Origin of the sequence: Vibrio sp. 10N.222.51.C5 (assembly GCF_041474575.1) — a bacterium.
Classification (GTDB): Bacteria; Pseudomonadota; Gammaproteobacteria; order Enterobacterales; family Vibrionaceae; genus Vibrio; species Vibrio crassostreae_C.
This window is the reverse complement of record NZ_JBFRUJ010000055.1, coordinates 25,611-37,234: the sequence shown is the minus strand read 5'-3', so window position 1 is coordinate 37,234 and position 11,624 is coordinate 25,611. Positions and strand designations below refer to the sequence as shown.

Annotated in this window: 8 protein-coding genes; 5 read left to right on the top strand and 3 right to left on the bottom strand. The window is 44.9% G+C overall.

Annotated elements, in window-relative coordinates:
* Nucleotides 1-366: 366 nt before the first annotated feature.
* Nucleotides 367-759 carry a cystatin domain-containing protein gene (locus AB4558_RS17405; protein ID WP_017064277.1) on the top strand — a complete coding sequence of 131 codons (393 nt, stop codon included), beginning with the start codon at nt 367-369 and terminating at the stop codon, nt 757-759.
* A gap of 103 nt (nt 760-862) precedes the next feature.
* Here the strand turns inward: AB4558_RS17405 and AB4558_RS17400 are convergent, their stop codons facing one another.
* Together AB4558_RS17400 and AB4558_RS17395 are read right to left on the bottom strand one after the other, a co-directional pair.
* Complete coding sequence (locus tag AB4558_RS17400) at nt 863-1,441, bottom strand: hypothetical protein (RefSeq protein ID WP_017067975.1); 579 nt, start codon at nt 1,439-1,441, stop codon at nt 863-865.
* A 212-nt stretch (nt 1,442-1,653) separates the two neighbouring features.
* Nucleotides 1,654-3,252: an isocitrate lyase gene (locus tag AB4558_RS17395; RefSeq protein WP_136981762.1), complete on the bottom strand. Its 1,599-nt coding sequence runs from the start codon at nt 3,250-3,252 to the stop codon at nt 1,654-1,656.
* Between the two features lie 141 nt (nt 3,253-3,393).
* On the opposite strand from AB4558_RS17395, the gene AB4558_RS17390 reads away from it, so the two are divergent.
* Nucleotides 3,394-4,347: a LysR family transcriptional regulator gene (locus AB4558_RS17390; protein WP_372074508.1), complete on the top strand. Its 954-nt coding sequence runs from the start codon at nt 3,394-3,396 to the stop codon at nt 4,345-4,347.
* Between the two features lie 155 nt (nt 4,348-4,502).
* The gene (locus AB4558_RS17385; protein WP_065583554.1) at nt 4,503-6,686 is read left to right on the top strand and encodes a malate synthase G; all 2,184 of its coding nucleotides are present in this window, start codon (nt 4,503-4,505) and stop codon (nt 6,684-6,686) included.
* Between the two features lie 211 nt (nt 6,687-6,897).
* Here the strand turns inward: AB4558_RS17385 and AB4558_RS17380 are convergent, their stop codons facing one another.
* A complete protein-coding gene (locus tag AB4558_RS17380) occupies nt 6,898-8,325 on the bottom strand; it encodes an NAD-dependent succinate-semialdehyde dehydrogenase (protein ID WP_372074945.1) in 1,428 nt (475 codons plus the stop codon).
* A 465-nt stretch (nt 8,326-8,790) separates the two neighbouring features.
* On the opposite strand from AB4558_RS17380, the gene AB4558_RS17375 reads away from it, so the two are divergent.
* The gene (locus AB4558_RS17375; protein WP_017070684.1) at nt 8,791-9,363 is read left to right on the top strand and encodes a malate synthase; all 573 of its coding nucleotides are present in this window, start codon (nt 8,791-8,793) and stop codon (nt 9,361-9,363) included.
* A 486-nt stretch (nt 9,364-9,849) separates the two neighbouring features.
* A complete protein-coding gene (locus AB4558_RS17370) occupies nt 9,850-11,457 on the top strand; it encodes a BCCT family transporter (protein WP_372074944.1) in 1,608 nt (535 codons plus the stop codon).
* The last annotated feature ends 167 nt before the right edge of the window (nt 11,458-11,624 follow it).

The window sequence follows — 11,624 nt, the reverse complement described above, 5'->3', positions numbered from 1 at the left end:
ACTTTTGGATTTATAAAATAATTTCAAATATCTATTTTTTGAACCAATATCATAATCCACATCAAGATGAGCTCATCTTATTAATCGTGATAGGAATGTTTTTGGTGTGAAGTATGTAATTATCTGATTAATTATGTCTGTATTATTACTCGCTTATTCTCTCGCTACTCATTTTAATGATTTAAATATCAGGTGGATAAAAGCAGAGCTCCAGTGCTCGTCTTGTTTTCCTGACAATCTCCTGTGTTTATAGAGTAGTTACACCATAATCTCTGATGAAGTGATGACATTCGAGGTTTAAGCTTGCCTGCATATGAAACATTATTGCGAGTAATCCCTCGTAAATGATTGAGGTAGAGAGAATTTATGAAGAACGTACGATTAACATCATTACTTGGAACAGCAACCTTGTTTAGTGTCGTGGCGTTAGCTGGGTGTAGTCAGAAATCAGAGGTACCAACTCAACCGCAAGAGAATGCGAACCCCATCTGCAGCACTAAAAACCTGACGGGTGGTTGGTCGAAAAGTGAGATAACACCAGAAGCCAAGCAAGCTTTAAACGCAGTTCTTAGCCAAATGAACACTTCAGCTGAGCTCAAGCAGATCTTGAGTGTTCGAACTCAGGTTGTCGCGGGTTTGAATTACGCTATTGAGTTTGAAATGGATAATGGTGAAGTGTGGAACACCATCGTTTACCGTTCTCTACAAGGTGACATCGAAATGACGCAACCTGCACAGAAAGGTCTTCTGTGCTCATAATCTAGATGCGTCTGTATCTTGTGAGATAGGCTTATAGCAAATAAAAATGGCTCCGTATTGGGAGCCATTTTTGTTTTTAAGAAGACTGATTTGTTGAACGTTTTCAGTCGGCCAACTCGGGCTCAGCTAACTCCTGAACACAAGCACGGCTGATGTCTTCATCAATGTAGGCCATACCGAGTTTATTGAGGTAGTCCATGCGATCAGCAGTGCGAAGCTCGATGTCGGGGCCTGCAATGTTATTGGCTTGATAAATTTCAGTGAGGTGAGACATGAATTGCTCGCCCACACTCATCATCAATAGACTCATTGCTCCTACGTCCGGTCTTACTTTGGCACGTTGCTTTTCAGATAAGTTTACCGCTAATACGATAGGCTGTTCTTCACCTTCGAAGCGAACGCCTCGCTCACGAACGGTTTGTTGAGCCCAGTAATATGCCAGTTCTTTGCTCTGGGTGAGAAACACTGGCTCAACCGATTCGGTGTAGTTGTTGCCGATGGTCGCCATAGTTTTTGAAGCTGCTTCGTTGAGCGCTTTGTCTCCAGAACGTTTTAAACCTTGGCCTTGAATAGAAGCCAATAAAGCGGAAGATGTGCCGTGATACCAAGTATCACCCGTCGCGAAACCATTCTCTGATAACAGTGTTTTTGCATCTTGTAGGTGTGTAGGTATTGAAGTCATAGGCACTCTCAAAAAATAAGAATCTTAACAAATAGGAATCTGAACAAATACGTATACAGTTAGCTTAAACAGAAGTTGTTCGGTTAACCGTGGTGTGGAACACAAATCTGAGGCTTTGAGATAAAGCTGGCAGTACAAGCTTTATCTCAAAGCCTTCCCCCGGATCTTACCTAAGTAAGAGAGAAGGACGGGGGAGGCTTTAGCGTTAGCGGTTAATCAAATTGATTAGACGTATTCGCTTCACCCGCGGCTTTTAGTGCATTCTCACCCGCGAAGTACTCTTTGTGATCATCACCGATGTCTGAACCAGACATGTTTTGGTGTTTAACACAAGCGATGCCTTGGCGTATCTCTTTACGCTGAACATTTGCAACATAGCCCAGCATGCCTTGGTCACCGAAGTATTCTTTTGCAAGGTTGTCAGTAGACAGCGCTGCAGTGTGGTAAGTCGGTAGAGTAATCAAGTGATGGAAGATACCCGCTTCACGAGATGCATCCGCTTGGAATGTGCGAATCTTGTCATCAGCTCGTTTAGACAATTCAGTTTCGTCATATTCAGCACTCATTAGGCTAGCACGGTCGTAAGCTGAAACATCTTTACCTTCTGCTACCATCGCATCGTAAGCTTGCTGACGGAAGTTTAGCGTCCAGTTGAATGATGGAGAGTTGTTGTAAACCAGTTTCGCATTAGGGTGTACTTCACGTACGCCGTCCATCATCTCTTTGATTTGACCGATGTGTGGTTTCTCAGTCTCAATCCAAAGTAGGTCAGCACCTGCATTGATTGCTTCGATACAGTCAAATACACAACGATCTTCACCAGTACCTTGGCGGAATTGGTATAAACCTGAAGGTAGACGCTTAGGTCGAACTAGCTTGCCGTCACGGTTGAAACAAACATCGCCTTCAGCCATATCAGCAACATCAATCTCTTCAACATCTAGGTATGAGTTGTAGATGTCACCTTGGTCGCCCGGCTCTTTCACTACGGCGATTTCTTTTGTTAGGCCAGCACCTTGTGAATCGGTACGAGCAACGATGATGCCGTTGTCGATGCCTAGCTCAAGGAAAGCGTAACGAAGCGCACGAAGTTTTGCGTGGAAGTCAGCGTGTGGAACCGTTACTTTGCCGTCTTGGTGACCACATTGTTTCTCGTCGGCTACTTGGTTTTCGATTTGTAGACAACAAGCTCCCGCTTCAATCATCTGCTTAGCCATTAGGTAAGTCGCTTCTGCGTTACCGAAACCAGCATCGATATCGGCAATGATTGGCACTACGTGTGTCACGTGGTTGTCGATTTTGTCTTGAATACGGTCTTGTAGGTTCACATCACCTGCTTCACGCGCAGCGTCTAGCTCACGGAATAAACCACCCAGTTCACGAGCATCGGCTTGGCGCAGGAATGTGTATAGTTCTTCTACTAGGCCTGCAACCGATGTTTTCTCATGCATTGATTGGTCTGGAAGTGGACCAAAGTCAGAGCGAAGTGCAGCAACCATCCAACCAGAAAGGTATAGGTAACGACGGTCAGTCTTGCCATCAAAGTGCTTCTTAATAGAAATCAGCTTTTGTTGGCCGATGAAACCATGCCAGCAACCCAGAGACTGAGTGTATTGAGAGCTGTCTTCGTCGTAAGCCGCCATGTCTGCACGCATGATATCTGCCGTGTATTGCGCAATATCCAGACCTGTTTTGAATTTGTTTTGAGCTCGCATACGAGCAGCAGATTCAGGGTTAATTGCATCCCATGGAGCACCAGCAGCGCTTTTTGCAACTTCAATCATTTCGATATCTTGTGTAATTTGCGACATAACTATTCCTTAGTTTCACGTGGACATGTTGGCCAATTTGGCGAGGTCATTTGATTTGGATTAAATCTAACCATGGACAAATAATAATCATGTATGTGATAATTTTGTTAATTTATAGTTATTATATTCGGTATTTTTCTTATGAATATTGCTCGTATAGACCTTAATTTACTTGTGTATTTAGACATGTTGCTACGTGAGAGAAACGTTACACGAGCAGCAAATCAATTGGGTATTACTCAGCCTGCCATGAGTAATGGCCTTCGCCGATTGCGTGATCTGTTTGAAGACCCGCTATTAGTAAGAACAAGTGAAGGGATGATACCGACCGAACGCGCGCATAAGTTGCAGCCACTGATTCGAAACATCTTGGCGAATGTAGAGAAGACACTGCAACCGACCACAGAGTTTAATGCAGAAGACAGTGAACGCGTGTTTCGTATCATGGCGAGTGACTATGCAGAGTCGACCATTATTCAACCTCTTCTGAAAAGGTTAAGTGAGATAGCACCGAAAATACGACTGGATATCATGACGCCAAGTGACGTGAGTTATCAGGATGTAGAGCAAGGTACCGTTGATATAATTATCAACCGATTTGACGATATTCCTCAGTCGTTTCACCAGATGAGCCTCTGGCACGACGGGTTTTCTTGCCTATTTAGTTGTGACAACCCGATCGCCGACAACTTCGATATTTTGTCTTATTTAAAGGCACAACATATTTGGGTAAGTAAGACAGGTATGGGAACGGGAGTGGGAATAAACCCAAGTGAAGCACAAAAGCTTGGTTGGATAGATGAGGCATTAATACGCATCGGTAAAACCCGTAACATCACGGTGTTTACTCGACACTATTTGTCGGCGATTCTCTTCGCTCAGCAGAAGAACCTTATCCTGACTATTCCTACCAAAGCAGCTCAACTGCAGCGCAATAATCCTAGATTGTTGATCAAGCCTGCGCCATTTGCGATTGAACCCTTTGAGGTGAAGATGGCGTGGAGTCCATTGTTACAAACCAATCCAGACCATCAGTGGATGCGTCGTTTGATTAAAAGTGTCGCTAACGAAATCGAGAGTGGAGTGACGGAATAACATAGTTTGTAGGGTATTTTTTATATGAATATCCAATATAACCGGCATAAATTAGCTAAATTCATGTCCGTTAAGTAAGTTTAAATCAGTAAAGTAAATTTGAGCTAGTCACGAAAATTTATTGAGTAGCCATCAATTAGTTTGAGAGAGATTTTATGAGCAGTCGTATTCAACAGGGAAGCTTGAACATTGATAGCACCCTCTACCAATTAATTAATGAGCAGGTGATTCCTGGAACAGGCATTGTCGCTGAAGACTTTTGGCAATCATTTGCAACCATTCTTGAAGATTTGGCGCCAAAAAATCGCGCATTGCTTATCAAGCGTGAAGATCTTCAACATCAAATTGACGTTTGGCACCAAGAGCGTGCCGGGCAAACGCTAGATCCTGTAGAGTACAAACAGTTCTTACAGCAGATCGGTTATTTGGTTCCTGAAGGCGATGACTTTCAAGTGACGACAGCCAGCGTAGAACCTGAGATCGCAACACAAGCAGGGCCGCAGCTTGTGGTGCCAATCATGAACGCACGCTTTGCACTTAACGCAGCCAATGCGCGTTGGGGCAGTCTATATGATGCGCTCTACGGAACGGACGTGATCAGTGAAAGTGATGGCGCGGAAAAGGGCGGAAGCTTTAACCCTGCTCGTGGCGCTAAAGTAGTGACTTATGCTCGTGAGTTCCTTGATGATGCAGCGCCATTAAACGGTGTCTCTCATAAAGACGTGACCAAATACAGCATCAGTAACGCTAGCATCGGCAATAAGCTCATAGCGACACTCGATAACGGCGAAGAAGTCACTCTCATTGATAGCGACCAGTTCATTGGCTATCAAGGTGACGCAAGTTCCCCTTCGTGCATTCTTCTTAAACACAATAATCTGCACATCGAAATTCAAATTGACCCAAGCGCACCGATTGGTAGCGTTGATGTGGCGGGTATTAAAGATGTGTTGGTCGAAGCTGCCCTAACAACCATTATGGATTGCGAAGACTCGGTTGCTGCAGTTGATGGTGAAGACAAAGCATTGGCTTACCGTAACTGGTTAGGCTTGATGAAAGGTGATCTGCAAGAATCACTAGAGAAAAACGGCAAAACTATTGTTCGTAACCTTAATCCCGATCGCCAATACACCAGCGTGACGGGTGGTGAGATTTCACTAAAAGGCCGCAGCATGTTGTTCATCCGTAATGTCGGCCACTTGATGACTAACCCTGCGATTATTGATGCCGAAGGTAATGAAGTGCCTGAAGGCATTATGGATGGCATGATCACTTCGTTAATTGCGATGCATGATTTAAAAGGCAACAGCGCGTACCAAAACTCGACTGCGAACAGTATCAACATCGTAAAACCTAAGATGCATGGCCCTGAAGAAGTCGCCTTTACTAATGAATTGTTTGGCCGTATTGAAGATGCATTAGGGCTAGATCGATTCACGATAAAAGTCGGCATCATGGACGAAGAGCGTCGTACTTCGGTTAACCTTAAAGAATGTATTCGTGCAGCTAAAGATCGTGTTGTGTTTATCAACACAGGTTTCTTAGACCGAACGGGTGATGAGATTCACACCAGTATGGAAGCGGGGCCTTTTGCTCCTAAAACACAGCTGAAAACCATGACTTGGATTGGCGCATACGAAGATCAAAACGTTGATCTTGGCTTAGCTTGTGGCCTGCAAGGTAAAGCCCAGATTGGTAAAGGTATGTGGCCAGAGCCGGATAATATGGCGAAGATGATGGACGCGAAAATCGGACATCCACAAGCGGGTGCCAATACCGCTTGGGTTCCTTCTCCAACCGCCGCGACTTTGCACGCGCTGCACTATCATAAGGTGAGTGTACCAAGCCGTCAGAAAGAGCTTCGTGAGCGAGTGAGAGCCAATGTCGATGATATTCTTACTATCCCGTTACTGGGCGATCAAAAGCTTACCGCGCAAGATATTCAAAGTGAACTGGATAACAACACCCAAGGTATTTTGGGTTATGTGGTTCGTTGGATTGACCAAGGCGTTGGTTGTTCGAAGGTACCTGATATTAACGATGTAGGGTTAATGGAAGACCGAGCGACGCTGCGTATTTCAAGCCAGCATATTGCGAACTGGTTACGTCACGGCATTTGCGAGGAAGCTCAGGTAATGAAAACCATGAAGCGTATGGCCGCAGTGGTGGATGAGCAAAACGCTGGCGACCCGAGTTACCGTAACATGGCGCCTGATTTTGAAAACAGCATTGCATTTTCAGCGGCGTGTCAGTTGGTATTCGAAGGCTGTGCTCAGCCGAGCGGTTACACCGAGCCAGTGCTGCACGCGATGCGTCTAAAACTGAAAGCGCAGGGATAGTGAAGCAACCGAATAACAAAAACAGAGAATGTAAAATACTAAAAAAAGAAACCCCCTTTAACCGAGCCCAAGGTGCCGCGCTTTTATAGCGCGGCTTTTTTTTTGATTCATTTTTGTGAAGGGAAGGGGGGAGAATGGGGCAGGTTAGTGCTCACTAAGACTTAATTATTTCCGAGCCCTAATCACTGCCAGAACTTAGTTACTACCAACCTTATTTTCCGCCAAAGCAAAGATACTTAATGTCCATGTACTCATCGATGCCTTCTTTCGCACCTTCACGGCCAATACCTGATTGTTTCACACCACCGAAAGGCGCGACTTCGGTTGAGATTAGACCATCATTAATGCCGACCATACCGTACTCAAGCGCTTCTGCAATGTTCCACACTCGGTGGATGTTCTGACTGTAGAAGTAAGACGCCAAACCATAAATCGTATCGTTGGCCATCTCGATAAGCTCTTCGTCCGTGTCGAATTTCATCACGGGCGCGACTGGGCCAAAGATCTCTTGTTGAACGATGTCCATGCTGTGTTTTACATCTTTAAGAACAACAGGTTGAATGAAAAGCCCATTAAGTTCCTGAGTTGGCGTGACAGGCGTGGCACCTTGTTCAATCGCTCGGTTTACCAAAGCTTGGATGTTGTTCTTTGCGTTCAGGCTGACAACAGGGCCAATCGTGACACCTTCATCTAAGCCGTTACCAATCTTAAGCTGCTGAACCGCTTGATCGAATTTAGCCACAAACTCATCGTACACTTTACTGTGAACGTAGAATCGGTTTGCACAGACACATGTTTGACCTGCATTACGGAACTTCGACGCCATTGCCCCTTGAACGGCTGCATCGATGTCGGCATCGTCAAACACAATAAATGGTGCGTTACCGCCAAGTTCCATTGAGGTGCGTTTGATGCCTTTTGCTGCTTGAGCCATCAAAATACTGCCCACACGGGTCGACCCAGTGAAAGAGATTTTTTTGATAAGCGGATGCGAAGTGAATAGGTTGCCCACTTGTTCAGGGCTTTCACCAAGCACCACTTGAAGTAGATCTTTAGGGATACCCGCTTGATAAGCCAGTTCAACCACAGCAAACGCGGAAAGCGGTGTCTCATCCGAAGGTTTCACGACAAAGCTACAACCCGCAGCTAAGGCAGGAGCCGCTTTACGAGTGATCATTGCAATAGGGAAGTTCCATGGCGTAATCGCGCACGCCACTCCGATCGGTTGCTTGATGGTCACCAAACGTTTGCCTGCGACTGTGCTAGGAATGGAATCACCATAAGTGCGCTTTGCTTCTTCTGCAAACCACTCAATGAAGCTCGCGCCATACACCACTTCGCCTGCCGCTTCGGCTAACGGTTTACCTTGTTCAATCGTCATGATTCGAGCAAGGTCATTCTTGTTTTCGAGGATCAACTGGTGCCAGCGATGAAGTAGTGCAGCACGAGATTTAGCAGGGATTTTTGCCCACTCTTTTTGCGCTACATGAGCTCGTTCAATCGCGCTCGATAACTCTGTTTCTGATGATATCGGTGCGTGCCCGATGAGTTCACCCGTTGCTGGGTTTGTGACTGCAACTGCGTTGTTCGCTTCTGTCACCATAAAAGAGAGTAAGTGCTGGTTATTAATTTCTAGCATGTGATTCCTTCTTGATGATTACTTTAGACGTGTTGCTTATTTGTGGGCAGTGAGAGTTAGAGTGACTTCGACCAGGTGTTCGTTGCTCGAAGCTTGTGGTTACGACTCAATAATACAGTTTTTTGTTTTCAAGATGAAAACACCTCCCGTTTTTCCTGAAATGATGACCATAGCGTTGCGTGTTGACTGTGATTTAGTCGGGCATTACACAAATTCAAACAACACGTAAACGCGTTTCTACGGAACCCTCAACCCAGTTAAATAAAGGGCTGGGGGCTCGAAATGCCGGTTTGTGTAAAAAAGCAATTTAGTAAAATTCACACTGTGAAATTTTTGTTGTGAAATTGTGACAAAAATACAAGTAGTATGAAAAACATGGAAACCACACAGTAAAGAACAATTTTGAAAAGGGTCTATTGGGATGTTTGACCTAAATGAAATTTAAAGCCGTACGAGGGATAGACTATGAATATGCTGACACTAGACAAAACAGAACTTCACAGAAACCATTCAACATTTATTGCTGAAGCTGTCTTTGCCGTCGAAATGGTGAAAGCAGACAAGCAACTCGAAAAACAGAAAATGGCGAAACAGTTGCTTGATACTTTATTTCCTCTTGAGGCGGGTTCACACGAAGACGCGGTGAGCTACGAGATTGATTACCGACATGTTCAGGTTTACTTCAAAAACGGTGAGCACACCGGCCTAAAACGCGCTAAACACTTTGTAGCTTACACAGGTGATAAATCTAAGCCTTCAGCAATCCTATTCCGTGATGAAAGCGGTACGCACGTTGAAGTGACAATCGGCGCTCGTAAAGGCACAGGCCGTCTGGAGTTGGTTGATATTCAAGATATCCAATTAGAGACGTGCACTACGTTTGGTCAAACTGAGGCCAGCCGTTCTTCTGGCATCCGTCACTGGGTGAGCTTAGTAAAAGGCGATGAAAGTGGCCGCCCGAATGCATCAAGTGAAGACAAAGAGTTCACTGCGAAAAATGGTGAAGACTATAACCTAGGTTTTTGCTTCGCAATCTAACGAACTGTCTTTGAAATGTGCAGTGCTGATCTGTGAGACGCAGCGCTGACATTTGAGCACTGATTTCTCTTTTACCTTTGGTAACTTTCCCCGCCCCTATAGCGGGGCTTTTTTATTAGAGCTATAAGTAAATTGGGTGATTATTAAAATTATCTGCAAAAAGTTTGGATGTGACTTTACGGTGCGTCATTTTAATTTAAATTGTTGTATTTGAAGGTTTTTATTCTTTTGTTTTATTCTGTTTTTATTGGGTTAACTATCACTATCAACGGTGGTTTGGGTGACTATTGAGCTAAAAATCAGTCAAAATGCTTTGAGCTGTGCTATAATGTGCGCCTTGGGATTGAGCCAGTAAGTCCATTTATCACTAACTATTGTGATTTTTATTGCCTTTTATTTAGGCGATGCGGCGAGCCAATCAAGTAGTAGTTGGATATGGAGAGCGTCCTTATATTCGTTGAATCGGATATGCGAACATCATAATTTATGAGTTTTAAATCAAAAAAGTACAGTATTGATTCTACTGACTATCAAGTTGGTCAAGACAACGTCAGTAAATGGGGCATGGATGTCCATAACACAGTTTTCGTAGCCTCAGTTGGCTTATCTCTTCTCTTCATCATCACTCTTCTTGCTCTTCCTCCTGCAGATGCTAAAGCTGCAATTGATTCTATTAAGGGTGCTGTTCTATCAAAGTTTGACTTCCTGTTTATGTGGGGAGCTAACATCATGCTAGCGTTTGCTGTTGTTCTTGCTTTTTCACCGTTGGGTAAAATCCGTTTAGGTGGCGAAGACGCGACGGCGGACTATTCAATGTCATCTTGGATTGCGATGTTATTCGCAGCAGGTATGGGTATTGGACTTATCTTCTGGGGTGTTGCAGAGCCAACTGCGTTCTTCACTAACTGGTTCGGAACGCCATTAGACGCAGAACCTTTCACAGCCGCTGGTCGTGAACTGGCGCTAGGCGCAACCGTATTCCACTGGGGTTTTCATGCATGGGCTATCTATGGCATGACGGCGCTTTGTCTGGCGTACTTTGTTTATAACAAAGGCTTACCGCTATCAATGCGTTCTGTGTTTTACCCAATTCTGGGTGAGCGTGTGTGGGGTAAAACTGGTGATGTAATCGATGTACTAACCGTACTGGTTACTCTGTTTGGCCTTGCGACTTCATTGGGCTTAGGTGGTACACAAGCAGCAAGTGGTATTAGCCACGTGTTCGGCTTGGAAAACAACATCTTCCTTCAGCAATCTATCATCGTTCTGATCATGGGCTTGGCGATCATCTCTGTACTACGTGGTATGGACGGTGGTGTTAAGTTCCTAAGTAACCTGAACATGGTTATTGCGTTCGTATTCCTTGGTCTTATCGCTGTATTGAACTTTACGACAGTGCTTGATTCTGTGGCGACTGCGGCAACGGGCTATGTGAAAAACATCGTAGCTTTGAGCCAAAGTGCGGGTCGTGAAGACACAACATGGCTGCATGGCTGGACTGTGTTCTACTGGGCATGGTGGGTTGCGTATGCACCATTCTTCGGTATGTTCGTAGCGCGTATTTCTAAGGGCCGTACGGTTCGTGAGTTCCTACTTTGCGTACTGATTATCCCAACATTGGTAACGTCGGCTTGGATGTCGATCTTCGGTGGCGTAGCTATCGAGCAAGTAATTAACCATGTGGGGCAACTTGGCCTCGACCAAGGCATTACAGACGTATCTCTAAGCTTGTTTTACATGCTAGATGCTTACTCGTTCGGTAGCATTCTGTCTGTTCTCGCAGTCGCGCTGATCATCGTGTTCTTCGTTACAACGTTGGACTCAGGTTCTATCGTTATCGATGGCATGACGGCGGGTGGTAAATTAGAAGTGCCAGTGAAACAGAAAGTCGTTTGGGCGGTTATCTCAGGTGCTATCGCGATGGTGATGCTGTGGATTGGTGGTACTCAATCAATCCAAGCTCTGCAATCTATTACGATTATTGCAGCACTGCCGTTTACGATCATTCTTTTGATTGGTTGTGTGAGCTTGTTGAAAGGCCTACTGACAGAAGTCGGTAAAGGGCAAGAAACGGTTACTCCGGCCACTAAGTAAGTACCTCTAGATAGGAACTTACTCTAATCAGCAGATTCAAAGCTCCCTTGCACCGCGTGCAAGGGAGCTTTTTTATGCCGTAGAAGACATCAGCGAAAGAGAAACAAAAAAGAGCCACAAGTGAGTAGTCATTTGTGGCTCTTTTAGTTCTTGGCTCTTAGTTATTA

Bases quoted from the DNA above. Each gene is read 5' to 3' on its own strand.
- AB4558_RS17405 (WP_017064277.1), top strand. From the start codon at position 367: ATGAAGAACGTACGATTAACATCATTACTTGGAACAGCAACCTTGTTT.
- AB4558_RS17400 (WP_017067975.1), bottom strand. From the start codon at position 1,441: ATGACTTCAATACCTACACACCTACAAGATGCAAAAACACTGTTATCA.
- AB4558_RS17395 (WP_136981762.1), bottom strand. From the start codon at position 3,252: ATGTCGCAAATTACACAAGATATCGAAATGATTGAAGTTGCAAAAAGC.
- AB4558_RS17390 (WP_372074508.1), top strand. From the start codon at position 3,394: ATGAATATTGCTCGTATAGACCTTAATTTACTTGTGTATTTAGACATG.
- AB4558_RS17385 (WP_065583554.1), top strand. From the start codon at position 4,503: ATGAGCAGTCGTATTCAACAGGGAAGCTTGAACATTGATAGCACCCTC.
- AB4558_RS17380 (WP_372074945.1), bottom strand. From the start codon at position 8,325: ATGCTAGAAATTAATAACCAGCACTTACTCTCTTTTATGGTGACAGAA.
- AB4558_RS17375 (WP_017070684.1), top strand. From the start codon at position 8,791: ATGAATATGCTGACACTAGACAAAACAGAACTTCACAGAAACCATTCA.
- AB4558_RS17370 (WP_372074944.1), top strand. From the start codon at position 9,850: ATGAGTTTTAAATCAAAAAAGTACAGTATTGATTCTACTGACTATCAA.